The organism is Helicobacter cetorum (assembly GCF_900198405.1).
GTDB lineage: Bacteria > Campylobacterota > Campylobacteria > Campylobacterales > Helicobacteraceae > Helicobacter > Helicobacter cetorum_C.
The window spans coordinates 26,245-52,505 of sequence record NZ_FZMR01000003.1; the positions used below are offsets into that span (position 1 = coordinate 26,245).

Annotated in this window: 24 protein-coding genes; 12 read left to right on the top strand and 12 right to left on the bottom strand. The window is 34.0% G+C overall.

Features of this window, described 5'->3' with window-relative positions:
* Nucleotides 1-40: 40 nt before the first annotated feature.
* The 6 genes from C6H25_RS01510 to C6H25_RS01535 all read right to left on the bottom strand — a co-directional run bounded on the left by C6H25_RS01510 (nucleotide 41) and on the right by C6H25_RS01535 (nucleotide 6,397).
* Complete coding sequence (locus C6H25_RS01510; protein WP_104747728.1) at nucleotides 41-1,336, bottom strand: hypothetical protein; 1,296 nt, start codon at nucleotides 1,334-1,336, stop codon at nucleotides 41-43.
* Between the two features lie 15 nt (nucleotides 1,337-1,351).
* Entirely contained in the window at nucleotides 1,352-2,479 is a 1,128-nt protein-coding gene (gene carA, locus C6H25_RS01515) for a glutamine-hydrolyzing carbamoyl-phosphate synthase small subunit (RefSeq protein WP_104747729.1), read from the bottom strand.
* Complete coding sequence (locus C6H25_RS01520; RefSeq protein ID WP_104747730.1) at nucleotides 2,479-3,030, bottom strand: DUF507 family protein; 552 nt, start codon at nucleotides 3,028-3,030, stop codon at nucleotides 2,479-2,481. Before C6H25_RS01520 ends, carA begins: the two co-directional genes overlap by 1 nt.
* A gap of 67 nt (nucleotides 3,031-3,097) precedes the next feature.
* Nucleotides 3,098-4,252 (bottom strand): capsular biosynthesis protein, encoded by a 1,155-nt coding sequence (locus C6H25_RS01525; protein WP_104747731.1) that lies wholly within the window; start codon nucleotides 4,250-4,252, stop codon nucleotides 3,098-3,100.
* Nucleotides 4,253-5,488 (bottom strand): glycosyltransferase family 39 protein, encoded by a 1,236-nt coding sequence (locus tag C6H25_RS01530; protein ID WP_104747732.1) that lies wholly within the window; start codon nucleotides 5,486-5,488, stop codon nucleotides 4,253-4,255.
* Nucleotides 5,489-6,397 (bottom strand): DMT family transporter, encoded by a 909-nt coding sequence (locus C6H25_RS01535; protein WP_104747733.1) that lies wholly within the window; start codon nucleotides 6,395-6,397, stop codon nucleotides 5,489-5,491.
* Between the two features lie 430 nt (nucleotides 6,398-6,827).
* Here C6H25_RS01535 and C6H25_RS01540 point away from each other — a divergent pair, with 430 nt between their 5' ends.
* From C6H25_RS01540 to C6H25_RS08550, 3 genes are all read left to right on the top strand, one after another.
* Nucleotides 6,828-8,180 carry an ATP-dependent nuclease gene (locus tag C6H25_RS01540; protein ID WP_104747734.1) on the top strand — a complete coding sequence of 451 codons (1,353 nt, stop codon included), beginning with the start codon at nucleotides 6,828-6,830 and terminating at the stop codon, nucleotides 8,178-8,180.
* A 75-nt stretch (nucleotides 8,181-8,255) separates the two neighbouring features.
* Nucleotides 8,256-9,245 carry a hypothetical protein gene (locus C6H25_RS01545; protein WP_104747735.1) on the top strand — a complete coding sequence of 330 codons (990 nt, stop codon included), beginning with the start codon at nucleotides 8,256-8,258 and terminating at the stop codon, nucleotides 9,243-9,245.
* A gap of 9 nt (nucleotides 9,246-9,254) precedes the next feature.
* Nucleotides 9,255-10,001: a hypothetical protein gene (locus C6H25_RS08550; RefSeq protein ID WP_158653849.1), complete on the top strand. Its 747-nt coding sequence runs from the start codon at nucleotides 9,255-9,257 to the stop codon at nucleotides 9,999-10,001.
* A 497-nt stretch (nucleotides 10,002-10,498) separates the two neighbouring features.
* Here the strand turns inward: C6H25_RS08550 and C6H25_RS01550 are convergent, their stop codons facing one another.
* Genes C6H25_RS01550 through C6H25_RS01565 form a run of 4 tightly spaced genes read right to left on the bottom strand, consistent with a single transcriptional unit; the run spans nucleotide 10,499 to nucleotide 13,786 of the window.
* Complete coding sequence (locus C6H25_RS01550; protein WP_104747736.1) at nucleotides 10,499-10,957, bottom strand: peroxiredoxin; 459 nt, start codon at nucleotides 10,955-10,957, stop codon at nucleotides 10,499-10,501.
* Nucleotides 10,958-10,968: 11 nt separating this feature from the next.
* Nucleotides 10,969-11,604: a LutC/YkgG family protein gene (locus tag C6H25_RS01555; protein WP_104747737.1), complete on the bottom strand. Its 636-nt coding sequence runs from the start codon at nucleotides 11,602-11,604 to the stop codon at nucleotides 10,969-10,971.
* Complete coding sequence (locus C6H25_RS01560) at nucleotides 11,597-13,042, bottom strand: LutB/LldF family L-lactate oxidation iron-sulfur protein (protein WP_104747738.1); 1,446 nt, start codon at nucleotides 13,040-13,042, stop codon at nucleotides 11,597-11,599. The genes C6H25_RS01555 and C6H25_RS01560 overlap by 8 nt, the downstream gene beginning before the upstream one ends.
* Nucleotides 13,043-13,054: 12 nt before the next feature.
* Entirely contained in the window at nucleotides 13,055-13,786 is a 732-nt protein-coding gene (locus C6H25_RS01565) for a (Fe-S)-binding protein (RefSeq protein WP_104747739.1), read from the bottom strand.
* Between the two features lie 468 nt (nucleotides 13,787-14,254).
* On the opposite strand from C6H25_RS01565, the gene C6H25_RS01575 reads away from it, so the two are divergent.
* Nucleotides 14,255-15,916, top strand: a complete 1,662-nt coding sequence (locus C6H25_RS01575; protein WP_104747753.1) for an L-lactate permease — start codon at nucleotides 14,255-14,257, stop codon at nucleotides 15,914-15,916.
* A gap of 96 nt (nucleotides 15,917-16,012) precedes the next feature.
* Here C6H25_RS01575 and C6H25_RS01580 read toward each other — a convergent pair whose 3' ends face one another.
* Nucleotides 16,013-16,999 carry an adenine-specific DNA glycosylase gene (locus tag C6H25_RS01580; RefSeq protein ID WP_104747741.1) on the bottom strand — a complete coding sequence of 329 codons (987 nt, stop codon included), beginning with the start codon at nucleotides 16,997-16,999 and terminating at the stop codon, nucleotides 16,013-16,015.
* Entirely contained in the window at nucleotides 17,000-18,445 is a 1,446-nt protein-coding gene (locus C6H25_RS01585; protein WP_104747742.1) for a DASS family sodium-coupled anion symporter, read from the bottom strand.
* Between the two features lie 161 nt (nucleotides 18,446-18,606).
* Here C6H25_RS01585 and ccoN point away from each other — a divergent pair, with 161 nt between their 5' ends.
* The 8 genes from ccoN to C6H25_RS01625 all read left to right on the top strand — a co-directional run.
* On the top strand, nucleotides 18,607-20,073 hold the full coding sequence (gene ccoN / locus C6H25_RS01590; RefSeq protein ID WP_104747743.1) for a cytochrome-c oxidase, cbb3-type subunit I: 1,467 nt from the start codon (nucleotides 18,607-18,609) through the stop codon (nucleotides 20,071-20,073).
* A 14-nt stretch (nucleotides 20,074-20,087) separates the two neighbouring features.
* Nucleotides 20,088-20,777 carry a cytochrome-c oxidase, cbb3-type subunit II gene (gene ccoO / locus C6H25_RS01595; protein ID WP_104747744.1) on the top strand — a complete coding sequence of 230 codons (690 nt, stop codon included), beginning with the start codon at nucleotides 20,088-20,090 and terminating at the stop codon, nucleotides 20,775-20,777.
* 12 nt (nucleotides 20,778-20,789) lie between these two features.
* Complete coding sequence (locus C6H25_RS01600) at nucleotides 20,790-21,008, top strand: cytochrome c oxidase, cbb3-type, CcoQ subunit (RefSeq protein WP_104747745.1); 219 nt, start codon at nucleotides 20,790-20,792, stop codon at nucleotides 21,006-21,008.
* Nucleotide 21,009: 1 nt separating this feature from the next.
* Complete coding sequence (gene ccoP / locus C6H25_RS01605; protein ID WP_104747746.1) at nucleotides 21,010-21,888, top strand: cytochrome-c oxidase, cbb3-type subunit III; 879 nt, start codon at nucleotides 21,010-21,012, stop codon at nucleotides 21,886-21,888.
* Nucleotides 21,889-21,903: 15 nt separating this feature from the next.
* Entirely contained in the window at nucleotides 21,904-22,095 is a 192-nt protein-coding gene (locus C6H25_RS01610; protein ID WP_104747747.1) for a DUF4006 family protein, read from the top strand.
* Between the two features lie 158 nt (nucleotides 22,096-22,253).
* Nucleotides 22,254-22,835, top strand: coding sequence for a hypothetical protein (locus C6H25_RS01615; protein ID WP_104747754.1), 582 nt, complete (start codon nucleotides 22,254-22,256; stop codon nucleotides 22,833-22,835).
* Between the two features lie 14 nt (nucleotides 22,836-22,849).
* Nucleotides 22,850-23,443, top strand: coding sequence for a hypothetical protein (locus C6H25_RS01620; protein WP_104747748.1), 594 nt, complete (start codon nucleotides 22,850-22,852; stop codon nucleotides 23,441-23,443).
* A gap of 12 nt (nucleotides 23,444-23,455) precedes the next feature.
* On the top strand, nucleotides 23,456-26,261 hold a 2,806-nt coding region (locus C6H25_RS01625; protein ID WP_104747749.1), incomplete at its 3' end, for a DUF7149 domain-containing protein.

A 26,261-nucleotide genomic window follows, 5' to 3' on the forward strand; every position in this document is an offset into this window, starting at 1 on the left:
ATACAAAATGCAAAAGTTAATAACAAGAGAGCTTCAATATTTATTTTTTTCCATGCATAAATAACATTAGTAATTCTCCAAAAAAGAATAGTCTTTCAAGCTCTTGTTGATATGGAAAACATACATAAAGTAAGCCTAAAAGGAGTATGGAAAAAAACAATAATATTCTAAGCACATACTTTTGCATTTTTATATTTTTTAATATTCTATTAGTAAAAAAATATACCATTATAAAGAGTAAGAGAATTATGAAAACAAGAATCCAAGATAGAATTTGATAATTTTCCCATTGATAATGCTCAAATAGAAAAAAGACAATGAACAACATAAAACTTACAAGCATAATAAATACAATATTCCAAATTAATTTTATAAAAAATTTTCTTGTTCGCATACAAAAATGAAAGACTGATTTTGTTAGCAAATTCTTTCTCTTGATTTTTTTATTTTGTTCAAATTTTTTACTAATTTTTCTAGTTTTATCCAAAAAATTAGCCAACATCTCTTTTGTGGTTCTTTCTTCGCTTAAGATGATACCAATACAAAGTAAAAATGAAACAAGATAAAGAGAAAACCACAACCATTCAGACCAATCATTACTGTGATGTGTTATGACAAGGACTTCTATTCTAACAAAGAATGCAATTGGAAATACAGCCAAACTGCAAAAAAGAGATACATAAAAACTGGTTTTCTCAATCTTTGGCTCATTTGAAATTCCATTGGCCATAAAAGCAAGTATAAAACTTGTTGCACTTGCTAATAATAGTATTGGTATCATTTCAATATTAGTGCTATTAAGCCATGCGATGAGTGGCAAAAAGAACAAGGCTATAAAATATATTGGAAAAATAATAAAATCAGCAATCCAATTTTTATAGAGCATTACGCTTGTTTGGTCTATTGCTAGTGGTTCTTGGGGTAGGAGTCTGTTTTTGTTCTTTTCTCTTTCCTCACTAGTAAGCAAATCTCTCAAACTTAATTTAGGGTGTGTAAGGCATGTTTGTAAGGTTTTAGAACGCCAATAAGATTTGATGTATAAATTTCTTTGAGCTTTTCCTGTGGCAAGCCATCCAAACCCAGCAATAAAAATAAGCACCATCTCTATGACAAAATAGATTGTTTCTAAACTCAATTTATCAGCGTTTGTCCATAAAGTCCATAATATCCCTAAGGGAGCAACAATAAGAACGCTTAAAGCTTGGAGATAGAGTCTTTGAAAGTTTGCTATCCAGCCAGACTGTTCATCTTTAAGAAGTTTGTAAATGTTTAATTGGTGCTTTTGGTATTCAAATGACTCCTGCTTTGTCTCTTTACAATATTTACAGCCACTCAAAATTCTCTATTCCTCCTAAAACTTCTCTAATAACTTCACAAATTCCTTAAAAATATAATGGCTCTCTTTAGGACCAGGGCTACTCTCTGGGTGGTGCTGGACAGAAATGATGGGAGCATTAATATAACGCACGCCTTCAATGGTATTGTCAAAAAGATTGCGGTGTGTGATAGTAGCGATTTGTTTAATCTCTTCAGGCACGCAATAGTTGTGGTTTTGTGCGGTGATTTCAATGGCATTTGTTTCTAGGTTTTTAACGGGGTGATTACTCCCATGATGACCAAATTTTAGCTTATAAGTAGGATAGCCTTGTGCGATAGAGAGTAATTGATGCCCTAAGCAAATGCCAAACATAGGGATTTTTGCTTGAATTAGTTGCTTGATTTCTTCAATTTCTTGTTTTAGGCTTAAGGGATCACCTGGTCCATTAGAGAGAAAAATACCATTAATAACTTTTTTTTCATAGGCTTTGATGAGTTCTGTTGCTTGAGTGTTATGCGGATAAATGAGAGCTTTTAGTCCTACGCTCTGAAGCTCGTTTAAAATATTGCCTTTAGCCCCAAAGTCTAGCACAGCGATAGTTTTATGCGGCATTTTTTCATCAAAAGGCTTGTAATCTAAGGTTTTGAAATCAAAAGTAGTGTGCTTGTGTGTTTTGACTTCTTGCGTAGAAACCTTAGAAACTAATGGGGTGTGAGAAATTTTAGGAGCGTTTTCTAAAATCTCTTTAAGCTTGTTTTTATCATGTTCTATGGTGGAAGCTACCATCATCAAGCATCCATTGTTGCGTAAGGTTTTTATCAAATTTCTTGTATCAATGCCACTAATGCCTAAAACATTTCGCTCTTTTAAATAAGTGCCTAAGCTGAGATTCGCCCTTGCGTTAGAAAAAAATTCGTTGTAATGACGCACCAAAATGCCCGCACAAAAAAAGGGGGATTCATTATCTTTAAGATTAGTGCCTACAACGCCAATTTCTGGCATGCTAAAAACCACAAATTGCCCTTTATAGCTAGGGTCGCTGATAACTTCTTGATAACCACTCATAGAAGTGTTAAAAACAAGCTCGCCTATTTGAGTGCCACTAGCTCCAAAACTTTGAGCTTGTAAAAAAAGCCCGTTTTCTAAGTAGAGAGAGACCATTATAAAAAGCCTTTACGCCTTAATTCTTCTTCATACAACCTTTCAAACACTAGCTCGTATTCATCACTTCCCACGGGCAGTTTGCGTTTGTAATGTTTAATTTTTTCATGCACTTCACTTTCAATGCTCTCATACATCTTAGAATAGGTGTCAATGGATTTGTAAATCAAATTTCTAATCAAATTTTCACTCACGCTAAACATAATCAAATCTTCATCTAAGATTTTATTTAAAATTTGGTGCGATAAATCACTGCACTTATCTTCCCAAGACAAATGAAAGCCAACTTTCTGAGCGATTTGTCTTTTAATCATCCAAAAGAGTTGCCTTTCGTCCATCCGCATAAATTCTATTTCATCAGTGTTTTCTTCTAAAAGTTCTCGTGCTTGCTCGTCTATGGCATTTTCTGTTTTAACGCTTTTTTCCAAAATTTCTTCTATCAATTCACACAATAATTCTCTGGGGGCTTTTAATTCTAATAATTCTGAACGCACAAAGTCGTTAGCGATTTTATTACTCACATGCATTACATGGGTTAGTTTAAGTCTCATGATTTTTCTCGCATATTTTATATTTTTACTTAGGGTGTATTTTATCGCTTTTTAGATAAAATGCTTTTTAAAACAAGTTTTTAAATAAAAATAAAAGTTTTCTTTGATTAGTTTTTAGGCTAAATTCTAAAGCTTTTTTATGGGCATTATGTTTAAAAGCAGTTATTTCTGTGAATGTGAGAGCGTTACAAGCTAGAGCTAAACTATAGGGGTTAAAATCAGTGCTAGTAAGCCCTATTTTATGCGTGTTTAAAAAAGTTTGAATATCCATTAAGGGAGTAGATAGGATAGCCAATCGGCTTTGTAAGTATTCAAAAAATTTGTTAGGCATAGCATGCAAATGATTAGTATTATTATTAGGTAGAGTGATGATGCCTATATCAAAATCATTAGAAAAGGGGATTAATTCTTGCATAGTGATAGGCTCTAAAACTTCAATGTTAACACAATCTTTAGCTAAAGTTTTAAAAGTTTTTAAAAATTTAGGCGAATGGCTTTTAGCTAGAATACTTAAAGAAAAGCGCTTATCTAAAAGCTTGGCAAATTCTAAAAGATTGAGCGAATGTCTGTCTTCACTCACTAAGCCATGATAAAGGATTTTAATTTTTTTAGGGTTAGTTTCTTTAGGGGCTAAGTCATAATAGGGGGGCAAGGATAATAAAATATCGCATTTTAAATTAAAATGTTGTTGATAAAGTTTAGCAATGCCTCCACTCACACAAAACGCATAATCCACTAAAGGCAAGTATTTTTGGCATAAAAAGTTAAAGAATTTTCCTAAGCCATTATTCCATGATAAATTTTGTGCGTATTCTAAAGGGTAAAATTCTCTTAAGTCAATTAAAATTTTAGTGTGTTTATGCTTAAGCTTATAGTCTAAAGCAAAGGGTAAGAGCGTGATATTTTCTACAATAATGGCATCTAAATGCTTGGCGTTATTTAAATGCGTGGGAATAATCTCTCTTTCTTTGGTATAAATCAGTTTTTCAAACTCTTCTTTTTCGCACCAAAGTTTTAGATTTTCTTGTTCTTTTAAGGAGCGTTCACTTGAATTTTTAAGCCTTTTAAAAGGCAAATAATTGATATTTAAAACACTATTATTGAAACTTTCTTGAGCGATAATATATAAATGATAATATTCTTTTAAAGCTTTGATTAAGCGATAAGGTCTTGGGCTAGAGTTTGGGTTGCTATCTATTAAAACAGCGAGGCACTTATCCATTTAGTTTCGCACCAAACTATAGGATTGCAGGATTTTATCTGCATAGATGATTTCAATATCAGGGCGTTTTTTAGAAATTTTGGTGTTAATAAGTCTTAGTTTCCCCCCTTCCTTAATACCATAGAATTTGAGCCTTAGAGCGAGCTGTTTATCATCAGTATGAATTTGATGGATACCCCTTACTTGAAGGGCTGTTGCGATTTCTTTAGCTAAGAAATGCCGATTTAGCAACCTTTCATTAGCGTTAGAAACCTTGCTTCCCCATAAAAACAGCGTTTCAGTAAGCATTAAAAGATACAGGCTAAAAATGCGTAAATAATACCGCCCCCTAAATTCCTTTAAACGCACTCTAAGACTGCTTAAAACGCTTTGAATAAATAAGGGTAAGCCTATCAAAGCTAGGGGGGCGAAAGTCTTTAAATCTATCTCTTGACGCATGCTTAAAAGCAAAGGAAAAAGCCAGCCACTCGCACTAATAAAGGCTAATAACGATGGCTTTTTAAGAAAAAGGGCTTTATAAAGCGTGTAGGGGTAGTAGAGAAAGAATAGGGGTGAATATAAAAGCATAAGCTCCAAACAAGTGTCTATAAAATACCCACTAGGCAAGCCCTTAAAACTCCCATTAAAAAGAGCAATATTCACGCCCAAACAAATAAAAGCAAAGAGCAAGCTTTTAAAATAACGCATCCTTAAAGTATAAGCTAAAACCCCTATAAAAAGGGGGAGAAACGCGCTATCTAAAAACGCACAAGCACTAAGGATTAAATAAGGGATTTTTTGAGTTTTAATATACAAATAGCTGATTAAAAGCCCAAGATTAAGCACAAACACGCTTTTAGACAATAAAATCGCAAAGAGATTAGCTCCGGGTAATAAGGCGTAAGTTAAGGTAGTATAAAGAGCGTCTTTAGGCTTTTTTAAAATCTTTCGCCCTATAAGATAAATTAAAAGCATGTTTAAAAGATGAGAAATCAAAAAGGGCAGTCTTAAGGCTAAATCATTTTGACCTAAAATTTCGGTGCTTTTTTGAGCGATTTTAATAAACCAAGCGTTACCATAAAAAAAATCCTTAGCTTCGTTATAGCTAATAGAAATTCCATTACTCATCAATAACCCTAAAGCCAAGACTAAAAAAGCTACAATAATAAATCCCAAATCGCTTAAATCAAACCTTTTTTTGGAGGGCAAGAAATAGCTTAAATGTAAAAGTGTGCTTTGTAAAGGGCTTAGTTGCATTTAAGATTTCTTTTTAAAACTTCTTAATTCTTTTAAAAGAGCGGGCAAGGCAATGAGTAAGCCTGAAAATAAAATCAAAACCACTCCTAAAGAGCTTTTAAAATCTAAAAATTTATCGCCTAAATACAGCCCTAATAATAGCCCCCAGATGATGCGGGTGTATTCAATAGGGGCGATGATGCCAGCAGGAGCATTCATATACGCATAAGTCAAAAAGTATTGCCCTAAAGTCCCACTAAGTCCCATTAAAAAAATCCATAAAACATCTTCTAATCTAGGCGCATGAATGCCTGTAGATAAAAAAGGAATATTAATAAACATGCCCACTAATCCTAACAAACTCATGCCAAAGGCGAACGCTAAAATCACGGCTTGCTTGTCATAATACTCTCTTAAATCTCTCAAAGTTACATACGCTAAGGATACAAATACCCCACTTAAAATCCCCATAAGAATTTCAAAAGCCCCTAAATTTTCTACGCTTGGATTTGAGATTAAGACAACGCCTACTAACCCTATACAAGCTGAGATTAACGCACTCATTCTTAGCTTTTCTTTCAAAATAAAATAAGAGAGTAGCACCGTATAAATAGGCGCACTTTGCGAAAATGCTGTCGCTGTGCCAAGTGAAATTTTTTCAATATTATAAAAAAAGGCAAGCATTGCTAACCCCCCCACAATGACCCTAAAAGCAAGTTTTCTAAAACCGCCTTTTTTGTAACTCTTCAAACGATAGGGCTTGAAAGGATAAATAAGTAGTAATAATAACAGCATAGAAACAGAGCGATAAAACACATTTTCCATAGGGGAAAAATAATCGGCTGTGATTTTAACAAACGCACTCATTATGCCAAAGCATAAATTAGCCAAGAACATCATTAAAATGCCAAATAAAATCGTGTTACGCATAATGTGTTTTCATCTCTATTCAATCAAGGAATTTCAGTCGCTAGTTTAACCTAAAATTTTAAAGTTTAGTTGAGGTAGATGGGTATTTTGAGATTTTAAGCTAAGCTAGAAATTTTATGGATTGTTCTAGCTGGCTAAAACTCTTTAAAAAGCTATCTTTTAATATGTTTTTAAGGAAAGAATTTTTACAATACTAGACAACACATTTAATGGAATTGATGAAAGGGTAGTCATATAAAGGAAATGCAAACTATTATCAAAAATTTGTCTCTCTCTCTCTCTCTCTCTCTTAGTTAGCCTAAGAAAAAGTCTCTTTTTTAGCAATCAGTCTTTATTTTTTATACAACAAGCTCCACTTGGCACTTTGACACGCCTTTATTTCAATTTTATTGTGCATTTTTTACCAAATAAAACTAAATAAGGAAGTTTAATGAATATAGCTAGTCTAAGCCTTAAAAACTTTAGAAGCTTTAAAGAAGTTAGTGTCAATTTTGATGATTTAACAACTTTTGTAGGTAAAAATGATAGAGGAAAATCTAGCATTTTAGAAGCTTTAGATATTTTCTTTGACTCAAAAAAATTTAGTTCTAACGATGCCAATATAGAAAATAAAAACACAGAAGTAGAGATTGGTATAACTTTTGAAATTAGCGATAAGTTGTTAGGTAAATTAAAAGAATTTTTAGATGAAGATTCATTTGAAAATAAAGAGAATAAAACCTTTTTAAACATTAAAAAGGTTTTTGGGACTAAAGATAATAATAATAAAAAAACTCTTAGAAAAATTCTTATTAACAATACAGAAATAAAAGGAAAATACAAATTGCTTGAAAAGTATTTTCCTTTGTATTGTTTATTTGTGAGTGATAGAAAGAGTGATGATAATAATAATGAAGTCCAAAATCCTATTAACTTAGCCCTTAAAGATTTTTTGGCTAAAAATCAAGAAGTGCGTAAAAAACTCAAGGAAGTTAATAACTCTATAAAAAATGCCTTAAAAAAGCCTATTTATAATGCTTTAGAGATTTTGAAAAAAATCCACCAAAGTGCTTTAAATGATTTAGAGCCTATGCTTTTAGATGTGCCAGAATTAAAATACAGTAATGTGTTTAAAAATATTGCCTTATGTGATGACAAACAAATCGCTTTAAATAAAAAAGGCTCTGGCATTAAGCGTTTGGTATTATTAAGCTTTTTTATCACACAAGCACAAAATATAGCCAAAGATAAGAAAATTATTTTTGCCATAGAAGAGATAGAAAACGCCCAATCTTTAGAACACCAAAAAAAGCTTGTGGATTTTCTCAAATCTCTTATAGAAAGCAACTCTCAAATAATTCTAACCACGCATTCGCCCTTTATTGTGCGTTTATTAGATTTAAAATCTTTACGGATTGTGAGCAACAAAAACCCTTATATTAAAACACTAGAAGAACAGGTATTGCCTTTTAGTTCTAATGGTGCTTTTTTAAGTGAAGTAAATTTCTTAGCGTTTAATATAGGAGATGAGACTTATCATAATGAGCTTTATGGTCATATAGAAATGTGCCAAAAAATGGATGAATATAAGAAACTCTCTATAGAAAAACATAGCACAAAAATCTATACTAGACTTAAAAAAAATAAAGAAGAAAAAGAAGCTATAGACTTATCCACCTTTATCCGCCATCAAATCCACCATCCAGAAAATAACAAAAACACTAAATATACCTATGAAGAATTGCAAGCTTCCATAAAAGACATGCGAGAGTTTTTAATCAAATCAAATAAGGAACAAGAATGAATTAAATCATTAGAGCAAGAAAGGGTTGTAGGTAATTTTTAAGGTTTTAAATTTTTAATTTTTTAAGGAGATAAGATGAAATATAGACATGTAATAATAGGTTTAGCAGTGGCATTTTCACTAGCAGGGTGTGATACGGCATTAAGTTTAGCTGGAATGGCCGTTAATAAGGCGGGTGAAAAGAAACGCTTAGAACAAGAAAAGATTGCTAAAGAACAACAAGCACAAGAAGAGGCTAGGCTTGTAGAAGAATATAAACAATACTTTAAGCCTATGAGTGAAGCCGAATTTAAAGCTAATATGCAAAGCAAAAATGCAGTCATGTGGGATTTAAGGTGTGCGATTAGGTATGCTGATGAAGGTAGTGGCGATGGGCATTGGTATCTTCTCTATAAAAGTTTTGACAAGTTTAAAAAAACTTTTCAACCAAATGGTAGCAGTGGATTAAGAATTAAAGAAAAAGAGGGTTATCGCAATTTTAAAATCGTGTATGAAAAAGGATACAACAAAGAAACAAGCGATGCCATCTTAGATGCTATCAATGAGCAATTACAAAAGGATGCACAAAATGAACCTAGCATAAGACCCACATGCCAAAATTATTACGCTGCTGATGGTAATTTAAGCAAATTTAAAGCTTGGTTAAAAGACAGACTTAAAGAGCAAAAAGAAGTGGATAAAGAAAATAAGCTTAATACTCAAATTGCTGAAGTAGAGCAAAAAATAGCATATTTTAGAGAGCATAGTGATGCGTATGAGAAAACTTCTAAAGAGTTAGACAATTATTTAAACGACCCAAGCTTTAAACCTTTAAGCAAGGATAAATTAGTGGAGTTTAGGGCAGCATATTATCTTGAAGAGAATGCCAATCATGAAGTATATTATACTAGTCCTCCTTATGATAACAGTGGGTTCGGTTTTGATATACAAATTAAATGGTTAAAAGAAAAATACAAACAAAAACAAGCTAATAAAGCCAAAGCTATAAAGGCCAAAAAAGCTGCAGAAGAAAAGGCTAAGAAAAACAAGCAAGAAGAAGATGAAATTAGAAAGATGTTGCAATAAGGAGAAATAATGAAAAAATTTAAGTTTTTAGCTATAAGCATGTTATTAGGTTTGAGCCATTTAGGGGCATCAGAATTTGTGTATCCACAAGTAGAAAACAAAGAGCTTTTAAACAAATGTGCTAAACAAGAAATTCTAGTGCAAGTAGGTGCAATTAAAGCTATGCCAGCTAATTTAAAAGAGCCTTGTGCTAAGGCCTACAATGATTTTATACCGGCGTTTAAAAAGAATTATGCAAAATTTTATGCTAATTTCAACGAAAAAGATTTTAAAGATTTTGTAAATTCTATAGCTATCTCTTCGCCAATATTTTATGGAGCATTAAAAGCAAGCACATATATGAATAATGATGCAATTAAAGAATTACACAAACTTTCTTCGGTTAGCTTTCAAGAATTTCAAAAACAGGTCAATCAATACGGAGGTTATGAAGGCTTTTGTAGCATGGCGGCAATAAGCTCTTTAAGAGATGAACACCTAGCATCTGTTAGAAAAAAATGCGTAGAATTGTCTAAAAAAATAACCGCTATGGCTGATGGTAAAGAAACCTTAAAAAAATATGCACAAGATGCTCTTAAAGTTTCTGATGTGGGTTTAAAGTTTTATAGTGCGCAATATATATCATCAAAGCAGGGAGAAAAATTCATAGCCCAGCTTGAAAAAATTATAAAAGAAGATAAGGCTAAAAAAGAAGCCAAACAAAAACAACAGCAACAAGACGCTGAAAATGAACGCTTAAAGAAATTAGCCGAATAATCTATGGCTCATAAGAGCCTTTTAATTCATTGCATTTTATTTTGATAATAGCCCCTATTTTAATACAAGATAGGGGTAAGCTCTTTAAAAATTTGTATTCAAGTTCAAGCTAAAAATTTATTTTTTTAAACAATAAAAATTGAAATCCCTTAATTAGCGTAACAAAACTATGCTTGGCATTATGTGATAACAATAATACAAAAGAGCTTAATGCTGAAAACATCAAAATAAAGAGAGACGCCTTAACACCAACTTAATCCAAAAAAGAGACAATTCAGTGTATAATGAAGAGCTTTTTCTATGTTTGTTAAACACGATAATTCATAGTGTTAAATTTTACCCCCTAAAGCCTACTAAAACTTAGGGGCATAGTTCTATCTAAACCCCCTTAAGAAATAAAAAATTTTAATCAAATGAAAAATAAAAAAGCGAGATTCTAAATAAAGAGCCAACGCACAATGCGAGAGCATTTAAAAACCCTTTAAAAAAGAGCCAAACTACAAACTCTCCAAGACTTTTTGTGCATGGCCTTTAGCTTTGACATTGTAGAAACATTTTTCTAAAACACCTTGCGTATTAATAATGAAAGTGGAGCGGATAATCCCTAAATGCTCTTTTCCATAAAGCATGCGTTTGCCATACGCTTTGTAAAGATTAGCCACTTCTTTGTTTTCATCACAGAGTAAAATCACATTTAAAGAGCATTTTTTAATAAAATTTTGATGGGATTTAGCACTATCAGGGCTTACGCCTACCACGATAGCATTTTTCTTTTCAAATTCGCTAAATAAAGCGCTAAAATCTTGTGCCTCTAAAGTGCAACCGGGTGTGTTATCTTTAGGATAGAAATATAACACCACTTTTTTATGGAGTAAATCTTTTAAAGAAATTTCTATGCCATCGCTATTTTTCAATCTAAAATCTGGGGCGAGTTGTCCCATTTCTAATTTTTGCATTTTTATCCTTTTTAATAAAGAATGATAGCGACCTTTTGTGGTCCATGCACTCCAAAAACGGTTTTCAGCTCAATATCAGCTGTCCTACTAGGCCCACCGATAAAGAGCATGTTTGTAGGTAACACGCCATCTTTACTTTGATTTTTTAAAGCTTGTATGCCTTCGCTTAAGTTCCGCACAATAGATTCTTTTTTTAACAAAATAATGCAATTAGTCGTAATCAATGAGAGCAATCTTGGGCTTGCAAAAGAAGAAGTTGTCCCACTAATCCCTAAACTTGAAATCCCACAAACCCCATGCAACAAAGCGGTATCAATGTTGAATAAGGCTTCTCGCATTTCTTCAATTTTTTTATCATAGGGTTGTAAAGAAAAATCCTTAAAAACTTCAAAATTCAAATCTAAATCCGTAGAGTGTAAGATTTTTTCGCTTTTAAAGCTTTCTAAAACCTTTAAAATGTCTTGTTCTAAATTTTCTTTGGTGCTTTCAATGACTTCGGCTTTATTCAAGGTTTGAAAATGCTTGTATTCTTCTACTAAATCTTCAAACTCTACTTTAATAATATTCTTGTAAGCAGGGTTTGCCCCCTTAATAGTGTGCTTAGCTCTAGCTTCTTTAATGCGGTTTAAAATCAGTTCTTTACTCATAAATAACCCCTTCTAAATGTTGAACTTTTGCATGCAAGCTTGTATCCATATTAGGTAAGGTTCTAAATCTAGCCCACTCTTTTACTAAGGGTAGTATGGGGGCAAAAAGCTTGCCTAAAGGCGAGAAAAATTGAGCCATTTTTAATTGAAAACGCCATTTAGCCCCATTGCTCGCCATTTTAGCAAACATTTCCATAGAGAATTTTTCCATACCGCTATGTTGCATGTCTTTCACACCCTTGACTACGCCCCTACCTTCGCCCACTTTATCAGAGCGTAAATCTCTAATGAGTTCAGCTAGTGGAATTTCTACAGGACACACTTCAGAACAACGCCCACAAAGACTGCAAAGATTAGGGATATGCCCATAATTATTCAAACCAAAGAGCTGGGGTGATACCACTACGCCTATTGGCCCCGGATAGGTAGAAAGGTAGGCATGCCCACCGATTTTATCATATACAGGGCAGTGGTTTAAGCAAGTGCCACAGCGAATGCATGACAAAGCACGATAATATTTTTCATCAGCTAGAATATTAGAGCGGTTATTGTCTAGTAAAATAATGTGTGCCTCTTTAGGACCATCTAAATCATCGTTTTTCCTAGGGCCTGTAATGATGTTTTGATAGCAAGTGATAGGCACGCCTACCGCACTTGGAGCAAGCAAATTATTTAAAATTGCCACATCATCAAAGCTTTCTACTAATTTTTCAATCCCACAAATGGCGACATGCACATCACAAGCAGTAGTGCTCATTCTGCCATTGCCTTCATTTTCAACTAGCCAAATCGCCCCTTCATTGGCAATGGCAAAATTAACCCCACTAATCCCCATTTTAAAGCTTTCAAATTCCTTACGCATATGCTTTCTAGCAATAGCATTAAGCTTTTCAGGCTCTTCTTCATAAGCAGCATTTAATTTTTCAGCAAAGATTTTTCCTACTTGCTTGCGGTTTTTATGAATGGCAGGCACCACAATATGCACAGGGTGTTCATCAATGAGCTGGATAATCAATTCGCCTAAATCAGTCTCTTGGGCTTGAATGCCCTTTTCTTTTAGATAATGATTTAAGCCGATTTCTTCACTCGCCATAGATTTTTGCTTTAAAATGCGATTAATGTTTTTTTCTTTAGCAAGGTTATAAATGATTTCATTGGCTTCATTACCATCTTTTGCGTAATGGATTTTAAAGCCGTTTTTAGTCGCATTCTTTTCAAATAATTCTAAATACTCATCAAGCCTAGAAAGAATTTTAAGCTTGACTTCCTTACCCAAATCTCTTAGATTTTCCCATTCGCTGTAGCGATTTTTGATGAGATTTTTACGATTAGTGCGTAAAGTATCCATAGCAGAGCGTAAATTTTCTCTTAATTGCTTATCGCCTAGCTGGTCAGTAATAATTTCTTCGTATTCTTGGTCGCTATGATGTTTTTCCATAAAAATCCTTTTTTAAAGTCCAAGTCTTAAAGCTAAAAAGTCATAAAAATGCATGGGTTTTGTTTTAGAGCTCATTTTTTTCATAGCAGTGCTAATATTCATCAAACACCCTGCATCCGCTGAAACAATTATATCTACTTGACGGCTTTCTATATCTTTAATTTTTTCTTTTACCATAGCCGCTGAAATTTCAGGCTCTTTGACTGAAAATGTCCCCCCAAACCCACAGCATTCTTCTTCTCTCTCTAACTCAATTAATTCTACATTTTTAAGTTGTCTAATAAGATTTTTAGCGTTATTGATAACCTTAGCTACCCTTAGAGCATGGCAATTTGAATGCCATGTGATTTTAATGGGTTCGCCATTGTCTTCATACTTGACTTGCAATTTGTTATCCAAAAATTCGCTTAACTCATACACCCTAGCACAAAAATCTTTAACCATATTAAATTCAGCATGCCCTTCAAACAATTCCAAATAATCATGTCTCATCATACCCGTGCATGAGCCACTAGGCAAGACAATAGGATAATCATTGCTAGAAAAGAGTTTGATGTTGTGTAAGGCAACTTTTTTGGTTTCTTCATAATATCCTGAGTTGTAGCTTGGCTGACCACAACATGTTTGGTCTTTTTTAAAAATCACTTCCAAATTTTCCTTACGAAGTAATTTGATAGCATTAAGCGATGCGTTGCTATAAATGGCTGTTCCTAGACATGTAGCAAAAAAATTGACTTTAGACAAAATAATGCTCCTTAAAAATTCAATTATCAGTATCTGTATGCAATGATACTCAAAATTAATAAGTTTTTGATAAAGAATTAATGATTTGTTTTTAGTGATTATTTTGAGTATTTTTGTTACTTGTGATATTTAGTAACACTTTTAATTGGAAAATCTAGTCTTTTTGTAGGTTATAGCCCCCTTAAATTGGAACTTTCTTTGGTATTCATCTTATATTTACTTTTATAAGAGAATAAATAGATTGATAAGCAAAATAAAAGTGTTGTTAATGCTAGTGTAATGGGGTCTCTATGGGTAAAGTGGAGCGAATTATTTAGATTTAATGTAAAATATATCGTTGCTTTAGCAATTTTTATTATTGGGATTCTCTTTACCCTTGTGGTCTATACTCTCTTTTGTAAAGTTAGGGAGAGTTTTTGTGCTTTAGGGCGTGAAGAGTGTGATATAAGGAGACTTTAAGTGCAATCCATTGTTGAATTTCATCAGGTTTATGACCCTTTGGGTAATATTTGGTTAAGTGCTTTAGTAGCAGTATTGCCTATTGTGTTGTTTTTCTTGTCATTGATTGTGTTTAAACTAAAAGGTTATAGTGCAGCTTTTTTAAGCGTATTGCTTTCAGCTATCATTGCTATTTTAGTGTATAAAATGCCTATAAGTATGGTAGGTTCAAGCTTTGTTTATGGATTTTTATATGGGTTATGGCCAATTGCTTGGATTATCATTGCAGCGATTTTTTTATATAAACTCAGTGTTAAATCAGGCTATTTTGAAATCTTAAAAGAAAGTGTTCAGTCCATCACTTTAGACCATAGAATTTTAGTGATTTTAATTGGCTTTTGTTTTGGCTCATTCTTAGAAGGGGCTATTGGTTTTGGAGGGCCTATTGCTATTACTGCTGCTATTTTAGTTGGTTTAGGCTTAAGCCCTTTATATGCTGCTGGATTATGTTTAATTGCTAATACTGCTCCTGTAGCCTTTGGTGCGGTGGGTATTCCTATTACGGCTATGGCAGGAGCAGTGGGCGTGCCAGCACTTATGATTTCAGCTATGACAGGTAAAATCCTCTTTTTTGTAAGTTTGATTGTGCCGTTTTTCATTGTGTTTTTAATGGATGGTTTTAGAGGGATTAGAGAGACTTTTCCGGCTGTTTTTATTGCCGCTGGCACTTTTGCTATCACGCAGTTTCTAAGCTCTAATTACTTAGGGCCAGAATTACCCGGAATCATTTCAGCGATTACATCGTTAGTATGCACGGCAGTATTTTTAAGGTTTTGGCAACCTAAGCATATTTTTAGAAGTGATGGCAAGGAAGTAGAGCCAACTAAGCACAACCACCATGTGTGCAAGATTTTTGTTGCTTGGGCACCTTTTGTAATTTTGATTGTAACGATTGTGTTATGGACTCAGCCTTGGTTTAAAGCCTTGTTTAAAGAGGGTGGAGCGTTAGCGTTTTCTAACTTTTATTTTGAGTTTGAGAATATCAGCCATAAAATTTTTAAGAGTGCACCATTCTTAGTGGAGGGTAAAGACCCAAGCGATGCAGTTATTTTCAAATTCCCTTTAATTAACACCGTGGGAACTTCAATTTTCTTAGCAGCTCTTATTAGCATGATGGTTTTAAGGGTAAAGGCTAGTGAGGCAGTAGGGGTATTTGGAGAGACCTTAAAAGAAATGCGCTTTCCTATTCTTACGATTGGGTTAGTTTTAAGCTTTGCGTTTGTGTCAAACTATAGCGGTATTTCTGCTACTTTAGCTCTGGCGCTCACGCATACCGGTCAAGCGTTCACTTTCTTTTCGCCCATTATTGGTTGGGTAGGCGTATTTTTAACCGGAAGTGATACTAGCTCAAACCTTTTATTTGGTGCTTTACAGCAACTCACCGCTCAAAGATTGAATATTCCTGAAGTTCTAACTTTAACAGCAAATACGGTTGGTGGCACTTTAGGCAAGATGATTAGCCCTCAAAGTATTGCCATTGCATGCGCGGCGGTAGGCTTAGCGGGTAAAGAGAGTGATTTGTTTAAATTCACGGTGAAATACTCTATTATCTTTGTAGTAATTATGGGCGTAGTGATTAGTGCGATTGCGTATCTAATCCCAGATGTAGTGCCTATTGCACCGCATGCTTAAATGGAAGTTTTAGGGCTATTTAAAATAGCTCTAAAAATATCTATACATTTAGGGTTTCGCATTGTTGCGAATAGCCCTAAAAGTTTTTATCAACATTTAAGTTATAAATAAATTCTTTTCCTTTAGAAATTTCAAAATTTTAAGTGTCATTGAGCTTATAGGTAAGGTTTCTAAGTCTTTAGAACTATAGAAATTGATAGGATTTTCTAAATCTTTAATGCTTGCTAAATAAAGGTTTAAATTGAGCTTGAATTTGGTATGGCTGTGTTTGATGGTTCCTAAAAAGGGGAGTTTAAATTCTAAATTTTCTTTTAAACTAGGAAAATGATGCATGCCAAAATAGAGTTTTTGCTCTATTTTTTCTAAAGCGATTTTTTTATCTTCTATTACAATGCCTAAGTAACGCTCTTCTTGAATGATTTCTTGCTTTTTCTTAAGCGTGTGTTTTTCTAGGCTGTTTTTACCTAGGCAATAATCATTCAAACAGCAAATCTCACACTTAGGCTTGGGGGTGCAAACTAAAGCCCCTAAATCAATAAGGGCTTGGTTATGATTAAAACTCTCATTAAGATTAAGAAACTCATTAGCTTTAATTTGCAAGTCTTTTGTGCTAGTATTTAAATCCAGTGAAAAAAGCCTTAAAAGCACTCGTTTAACATTGGCATCTACGCATGCAACTTTTTCTCTAAAACCAAAACATAAAATCGCATTAGCGGTGTATGCACCCACTCCGGGGAGTTTTAATAAGCTTTGATAGTCATTAGGTAATTGCGAATGGTATTCTTTAACACAAATTTCAGCGCTTCTTTTTAAATTTTTCGCTCTTGAATAATACCCTAAGCCACGCCAGAGTAATAAAACTTTATCTAGTGGGGCATTAGCCAAGTCTTTTAAAGTAGGAAAAGCTTTTAAAAAAGGAAAATAGTAGCGTTCAACTACCGTGTTGATTTGGGTTTGTTGACTCATCACTTCACTGATATAGATTTCATAAGGGGCGTTAATTCCTTTTAAATTTCTAAAGGGTAAATCCTTTCGCCCATACTCTTCATACCATTTTAAAAGGGCGTTGTGTAAGGCTTTCAATTATAACCACCTAAATACCACATATTTTACCCAGGGCACACAAACGCCTAAAAATACGACTAAATACACTAAGCCAAAAATAAGCCCTAATTTCCAAAAATCCTTGCTTTTTATATATCCGCTTCCATAATAGATGGTTGATGGGCCTGTGCCATAAGGGGTTAAAATACCCATAATTCCCAAAGTCAGCATTAAAAACAAGCCCAATTCTTGTAAATTCATCCCTTCAACATTTGAACCTATCCCTACAAAAAGCGCAAATAAAGCACTCACATGAGCGGTAATGCTTGCAAAGAAATAATGCGATACATAAAAGAGAGTTACAATGACTAATACCGCTACTAAAGGCTCTAAATTAGCATGCTCTAAAAAATTCTTAGCTACATTGCCTATAAAATCTAAAAAGCCTACATTTTTAAGCCCACCAGCCATAGTGAGTAAGGCTCCAAGCAATAAAAAAATGTTGAAAGCACTTTTATTTTTAATAATGTCTTCATAGCTTACAATCTTGCAAAAAGCCATTAAGACCATGATAATTAAGGCAGTTGTACTAGCATGCAAGCCTAAGGTTTTAGAAAAAATCCAGCCTAATAAAGCTAATAGGGTAAGACTTAGCATTAAAATTTCTTTCAAAGAGAACGCATCCATTGCTTTTAATTCTTGTTTAGCCCATAAACTCACTTCTTTTGAGCCTTTTAAGGTGGGGGTGCAGGTTTTATAAGTTAATAGTGGCACAAGTAAGATTAAAATCACACCACTTGGTAAGAAAGCTAGAAACCACGAAAACCATGAAATTTCATTCATGCCAATTTTGGTTGCAATCTCCATAGCCAAGGGGTTAAAAGCCCCTGCGGTTAAAAACATAGAAGAAGTGATACAAGTTGAAGCTAGAGCTACCCACATTAAGTAAGCACCGATTTTTGTAGGATTATCACTAGGAGTTGAGTCCATTAAGGGTGGAATAGAAGAGATTATAGGATAGAGTATGCCCCCACTTCTAGCAGAGTTGCTAGGAATAAAAGGGGCTAAACACAATTCGCTCAAACTAATCGCATAGCCTAAGCCCAAAGGGGTTTTGCCTAAAAACCTAATGAGTAAAAGTGCGATTCGTTTTCCTAACAAGCTTTTTTCATACCCTAAACCTAAAATAAAAGCGACAAATACAAGCCACACCGTTTTATTCGCATACCCACTTAAACCCCACGAGATGGCTTTATTAGCATTTACTATTTCACTACTAGCTCCGATTTTTAACGCTACACATAGACTTAACGCACTCAAAGCTATTAAGCCTGATGGCACAGGCTCTAAAATCAGCCCTATAATCATACCTATGAAAATACAAAAATAAAGCCATGCATGAGGTTCTATTTCGCTAGGTTTGCCGAGCAAATAGAGAAACAGCACGCTTGCTATAGGAACAAGTATCAGTAGAATTTGTTTCATAGTAGTTAGCCTTAGATTAACTTCAATGGGTTTATCTCACTCAAATAATTACAATAAACTGAGCAATATTACAAAAAAATCTCAAAAATTAATCATTTTAGAAACAATAAAGTTATATAATATATCTCGTTTTATCAATTTTACTAAAAATAGGAGAATGCATGCAGGTAGCTACGCCTCAAGAATATGATTATTCCATATGCAAATTGTTCCTTTATGCGATGATGATTTTTGGAGCAGTAGGAATGTTAATAGGGATTGTATTAGCCTTTGAGCTATCTTTACCCGGATTAAATTACATTGCTGGGGAATACGGCATGTTTGGTCGTTTGCGTCCTTTACACACTAATGCAGTGATTTATGGGTTCACTCTTGGAGGGATTTGGGCGAGTTGGTATTATATCGGTCAAAGAGTGCTTAAAATCACTTATCATCAACACCCTTTTTTAAAATTTGTAGGTTTATTGCATTTTTGGTTATGGATTGTACTATTGGTTTTGGCTGTCATTAGCTTGTTTGCTGGAGTTAATCAGACCAAAGAATATGCAGAACTTATGTGGCCCTTAGATATTTTAGTGGTGATTGTTTGGGTGCTATGGGGAATTAGCATGTTTGGGAGCATGGGTGTGAGAAGAGAGAACACCATTTATGTATCCTTGTGGTATTATATCGCTACTTATGTAGGGATTGCCGTGATGTATATTTTCAATAATCTCTCTATTCCTACTTATCTTGTGGCAAATGTAGGGAGTATTTGGCATTCTATCTCTATGTATGCGGGCAGTAATGATGCACTTGTGCAATGGTGGTGGGGGCATAATGCGGTGGCTTTTGTTTTCACTAGCGGACTTATTGGCACGATTTATTATTTCTTACCTAAAGAGAGTGGTCAGCCTATCTTTTCTTATAAACTCACTTTATTTTCCTTTTGGAGTTTGATGTTTGTTTATATTTGGGCAGGCGGACACCATTTGATTTACTCTACCGTGCCTGATTGGGTGCAAACTCTCTCTAGCGTGTTTTCAGTGGTATTAATTTTGCCTTCTTGGGGAACAGCTATTAACATGCTTTTAACTATGCGTGGTCAATGGCATCAATTAAAAGAAAGTCCTTTGATTAAGTTTTTGGTTTTAGCATCAACATTCTATATGCTTTCTACTCTAGAGGGAGCGATTCAAGCCATTAAGAGCGTGAATGCCCTAGCTCACTTCACTGATTGGATTGTAGGGCATGTGCATGATGGCGTGCTTGGTTGGGTAGGCTTTACTTTAATTGCGAGCATGTATCACATGGTGCCTAGAATTTTCAAAAGAGAGATTTATTCGGCAAAACTTATGGATTTTCAATTTTGGATTATGACTTTAGGAATCGTGCTTTACTTCTCATCTATGTGGATTGCAGGAATTACTCAAGGCATGATGTGGAGAGATGTAGATCAGTATGGAAATCTCACTTACCAGTTCATTGATACGGTTAAAGTGCTAATTCCATACTATAATATTAGGGGCATTGGAGGCGTTATGTATCTTATTGGTTTCATTATCTTTATCTATAATGTGTTTATGACCATTAGTGCCGGCAAAAAATTAGAGCGTGAGCCAAATTATGCTACACCTATGGCTAGGTAAGGGAGGAAGTAGAGATGTTTAGTTTTTTAGAAAAAAATCCGTTCTTTTTTACTTTAGCGTTTTTGTTTGTGTTTTCTATCGCTGGGTTGGTAGAGATTTTGCCTAACTTCTTTAAGTCCGCTCGCCCTATTGAGGGCTTGCGTCCCTACACGGTTTTAGAAACTGCTGGGAGACAAATCTATATGAAAGAGGGTTGCTATAATTGTCATTCCCAACTTATTCGCCCTTTTCAAGCTGAAGTGGATAGATATGGTGCGTATAGCTTGAGTGGGGAATATGCTTATGATAGACCTTTTTTATGGGGTTCAAAAAGAATTGGACCTGATTTGCATAGGGTAGGGGATTATCGCACCACTGATTGGCATGAAAAACATATGCTTGACCCACAAAGTGTGGTGCCACACAGCATTATGCCAGCTTATGCGCATTTATTTAAGAAAAAGAGTGATTTTGAGACCGCTTACGCAGAGGCTTTTACGCAAAAGAAAGTTTTTGGTGTGCCTTATGACACAGAAGATGGTGTGAAATTAGGGAGCTTAGAAGAGGCTAAAAAAGCTTATTTAGAAGAGGCCAAGAAAATCACAGCTGATATAAAAGACAAGCGAGTGTTAGAGGCTATAGAGCGTGGTGAAGTGCCAGAGATTGTAGCTTTGATTGCTTATCTTAATAGTTTAGGCAACGCTAGAATCACTACTAAGAAATAAGAGGGGGTTACAATGGATTTAGAAAGTGTGAGAGGCTTTGCGTATGTGTTTTTTACCATTCTTTTTACGCTTTTTCTTTATGCCTATATCGTTAGCATGTATAGAAAGCAAAAAAAGGGCATAGTGGATTATGAACGCTATGGATACTTGGTATTAAATGATACTTTAGAAGATGAGTTGATTGAACCACGCCATAAGAGAATTTATGGCAACAGCACAAAGGAAAGTTGAAATGGATTTTTTAAACGACCATATAAATGTTTTTGGCTTAATTGCAGCACTTGTAATCTTAGTGCTAACCATCTATGAATCTAGCTCGCTCATTAAAGAAATGCGTGATAGCAAATCTCAAGGCGAATTGCTAAATGATGGGCATTTAATTGATGGGATTGGAGAGTTTACTAACAACATTCCTGTAGGTTGGGTAGTAAGCTTTATGTGTTTGATTGTATGGGCTTTTTGGTATTTCTTTTTTGGGTATCCGCTCAATAGCTTTTCTCAAATTGGGCAATACAATGAAGAAGTCAAAGCATACAATCAAAAGTTTGAAAAAAAATGGAAGCACTTGGGGCAAAAGGAATTAGTGGATATGGGTCAAGGAATCTTCTTAGTTCATTGCTCACAATGCCATGGTGTAACGGCTGAGGGCTTGCATAATAGCGCTCAAAATTTAGTGCGATGGGGTAAAGAAGAGGGCATCATAGATACCATTAAGCATGGCTCTAAAGGTATGGATTATATGGCCGGTGAAATGCCTGCAATGGATATGGACGAAAAAGATGCTAAAGCCGTTGCAAGCTATGTTATGGCAGAGCTATCTGGTGCTAAAAAGACTAAAAATCCTCAACTCATTGATAAAGGCAAGGAATTATTTGAGAGCATGGGTTGTGCGGGCTGTCATGGAAGTGATGGTAAGGGCTTGCAAAATAACCAAGCGTTTGCAGCTAATTTAACGACTTATGGCACGGAGGGCTTTTTAAGAGATGTTCTAACCCATGGTAAGAGAGGTAATATCGGTCATATGCCTTCATTTAAGTATAAGAATTTCAATGATTTACAAATTAAGGCATTAGCTGAATTTATCAAATCATTGCAACCTTTAGAAGACTAAGAAAGGGGTTTAAAAATGAGAATTTTAAACGGATTAGTGGGGAATTTAATCGTAGTAGCCGTGCTTTTATGCGTGGTGGTGTTTTTTGCTTGCAAGGCGATTGAGATTCAAAAAGAGCAAGCCACAAACTACTATCGCTATAAAGACATCAACTCTTTAGAAACCAAGAGTTCTAAAAATCGTGAGAATTATGAGCTAGTCAAGTAAGGAGATACAATGAAATTCACTACTTTAGAAAAATTATTAGCTTTAATGATAGTTGCAACGATTGCAATGACAATAGTCATTTCTTTTGTGCCTAATCTATTCTTATTCAGCCTTTGATAACACAGCCATTTAAAAGGCTATTAAGCATGCTTGTTGGCATGCTTTTGTTAGCTAATTGTGCTAGTGCAAGCCAAATTATAGAAAAATCTTATGTGTTTAACAACTCTAAGGGGCGTTTGGTAGAAAAAAGCGTTTCGCTTATAGAGAGCGTTTCTAAAGAGCTTTATACTAAAACGGGGGTTTCTTTTATTATAGATATGACCGATTTTAAAGAAAATCCTATTCATCTTAGCACCAAAAGCGAGCGCCAAGCTTACCAAGAGAGCTTTTTGAAACAACTTAAACCCCCCTATGTAGCATTCTTTTTTTACCACGATGCTAAAAAAATAGAGCTAGTCTCTAACCCAAGAGATTTAATCAATGCTGATAAAATCTTTTTTGAAAATATTGCCCCCTTATTACCCACAAATGATGAAGAATACACTAATTCTAGGATTTCAGCCATGCTTATTAATGGTTATTCAGTGGCACTAGATAGCCTAGCTGAGAAATTTCATGTTAAAATAGCACAGAATTTTAGTGCCGACAGAGGGGCAACTTTGTCAAAAGTGATAATGTATATATTGTTGCTTACTCTTTTAGGTGTATTTTTTGGCATTTATTTCTTTAGAAAATCTTAAGCTGGGGTTAGGCAATGGATAGACCGAACAGAAACTTTTGGCCTTTGGGGATTTTAAGTGTGTTGCTTTTTGGCATGGGGATAGTGGTCGCTCTTGTAGTGTTTGCCCTAAAAAATTCGCCCAAGAACGATATGGTGTATTTTGCTAATCATAACGATGTGGATTTAGGGTTTAACCACATGTTAAAAGCTTATGAGCAATTCCAAAAAGATTATGATTTTGTGGTGGATATAAAGCCGATTGATTCATCGGCTAAAAAACCTATTTTTCCTTATTATTCCTTAGGCACGCATGGCAATAAAAAAACCCAACAAAAGCTTTTGCAAGATTCCTTAGAACTTAGAGCTAACAACACGCTTTATATAGAAATGCAAAAGAAAAACCCCAATGTCCCCTTAATCAAAACAGAAGTTTATTTAATGCCTTATCCAAGTAAAGAATCCCCTAGATTTTTAGGGGAAGTGTATTGTGATAATGCGTGCGAACCTTTAGACTTTTCATTAGAAGATGATGAGAAAAAGGGGCGCTATAAACTCCTATTCAAATTCTGTTGGCAAACCCAAAAAGAAAATTCCTTAGTTTTGGAGCAATGGGCTTATTATCGGTAGGTTAGAATATAAATGGAATATAGGCAATTAGAGTTTTCAACATCAAATCCCCCAAGCAAGGAAGAGCTAAAAACCTTTGAAGAGCATTTTAATACCTTTTTAGAAACAGATAGAAAAGAGAGCGAAGAACACCAAAAGAATGCTTTTAATGATTTTCTAAAAAATGCCTTTCATTACAGAGTAAACACCAAAAATAATATAGATAGTGTTATTTATAATGACGATAATAGAGTAGAAGTCATTATTGAGTTTAAAAAACCTAGAAATAAAAATCAATTTGTTAAAAATGGCGACTTGAATTGCAAGGCCTTACACCAAAGCCTTTTATACTATCTCAAAGAAAGAAAAGAAAATAATAACAATATTAAGCATATCATTTTAGCCACTATCAATGAGCTTTATATTATTGATGCGAACGAATTTGAGATTTTTAATAAAGATAAAGAAATTCAAAAAGCCTTTAAAAATTGTGATGATAAAAAAGGCAATGATACTAGCACTGAAGGGTTTTACAAATCTTGCAAAAAGCACATAAAAGATTTAGATAAGACTTTAAAATACTACCATATCAATCTAACAACAAATAATTCAGCTAAAATCTATCAAGCCCTAGAGCCTACTTTTTTACTCAAAGAGAGAAAGCAAATAGATAGCAATATTCTAAACAAGAGCTTTTATGCTGAATTGCTCTATATTTTAGGGTTGAAAGAAGTGAGCGAACAAGGAAAAATTTTAATCAGAACAAGCGATACTCCTAACTCTCTAAGCCATGCTTTAAAAGAGCGATACAATCATTTAGATGATGAAAAAGTCATGCAACTACTCATTTGCTGGAATAACCGCATTTTATTTTTACGCCTTTTAGAAAGCCTTTTAATTTCTTTCAAGCATTTTGAAAAACCTTTTTTAAGCATAGAGAATTTTAAAGATTTTAACGCCCTAAACACACTCTTTTTTGAAGTGTTAGCTAAGAGAGAAAATGAAAGAAACCTAGAATTTGAAAACAAAAGAAGTGTTTTAGAAAAAATCCCTTATTTAAACTCTAGCTTATTTGATAAAACTCCCCTAGAATTAGAAAATTATGAAATCAAATTGCTTAACAACAAGCCTTTAGAACTTCATTCTAAATCCATTCTTAAAAAAGAAAAAGATTTTAAAGATACTACAGCATTAAATTTACTAGAATATTTATTCAACTTCCTTAATGCCTATGATTTTACCACCACCCCTAAAGATATAAGAGATAACACTAAAATCAATTATGATTTACTCATTAACCCCAGCGTCTTAGGGCTAGTGTTTGAAAAACTTAATGGTTATAAAGAGGGGAGTTTTTATACGCCAAGCTTGATTACAAATTTTATGTGCAAAGAGAGTATCACACCAATTGTCTTGGATAAATTCAATAACAAGTATCATTTAGAATATAAAAATTTAAGTGATTTAAAAGAGCTTTTTATAGATAGAAATTATAATGAAACTAAACGCCAAGAATACCTAAACACCCTTTTAGAGCTTAAGATTTGCGACCCTTCTGTAGGGAGTGGACATTTTCTTGTTTCAGCACTCAATGAACTCATCAAAATAGCGTTTGAATTAGGGCTTATCAAGTCGTTATACAGACACAAACTAAAATTAATTAATGATGAAATTGTGATTTTAGTTGATGATAAAGTCTTTTTTTACAACAAACCAAGCGATAAAGACGACCCTTACCATGAAATCCAAAAAGAACTTTTTGAGCTTAAAAAGTCTTTGATAGAAAACACACTCTTTGGCGTGGATATTAACCCTAATTCTTGTGAAATCACTAAATTACGCTTATGGATTGAACTCTTAAAATACAGCTACTATATTTTTGAAAATGACACTAACACTAACACCCTACAAACCTTACCTAACATTGATATTAACATTAAATGTGGTAATTCGCTTATTTCTAGGTTTAGATTTGATAGAGAAATTACCAATCAAAATATTAAGCATAAAATCAATGAGTATAAAAAGCTAGTAAATGATTATAAAACCGCTCATTTTTTAAACAAAACCAAGAAAGATTTGGATAATGAAATAAAAGAAATCAAGAACTTTTTTAAACACGACCTAATGAAATCCTTAGAGAGCTATAAGGTATTTAAAAAGGTTTTAAAAGAGCATTTAAAATCCTATGGTAAGAGCATTATCACAGAAACCAATCATGTAGCCATAGAATTAGAAGCCGAAAGTTTAGAAAAAAGCATGGCTAAAGAAGACCTTTTTAACAGCGATTATGTTTCTTACCCCAAACTTGATAAAGTTGATAAAAGTGTAGGTTTAGAGCATTTTAATAACAATGTTTTAAGAGTGTATGAAAGATTAGAGCAAGAAAAAGAGCAATATTTTAACGCCTTTGAATGGCGCTTTGAATTTAGCGAAGTTTTAGATAATCTAGGCAACTTTAAGGGCTTTGATTTGATTATAGGAAATCCGCCTTATATTAGGCAAGAGCAAATCAAAGATTTAAAACCCCTTTTAAAAACGCAATACGAAAAAATGGAAATTAAAAAAAGGGATAAATCCTTAGATAAAATCAAATTTTACAACGCCATCGCTGATATTTACACCTACTTTTTTGCCCTTGCTTTTAACATTCTAAAACCTAATGGGCTTTGTTCTTTCATCACTTCTAACAAATACACTAGAGCTAAATACGGCACTCAATTAAGAGAGTTTTTACTAAAAACAACTACAATGAAAAGCTACACTGAATTGAACGCTTTAAAAGTTTTTGAAAACGCCATTGTAGATACAAGTATTATGAACTTCAGCAAGTTACCCC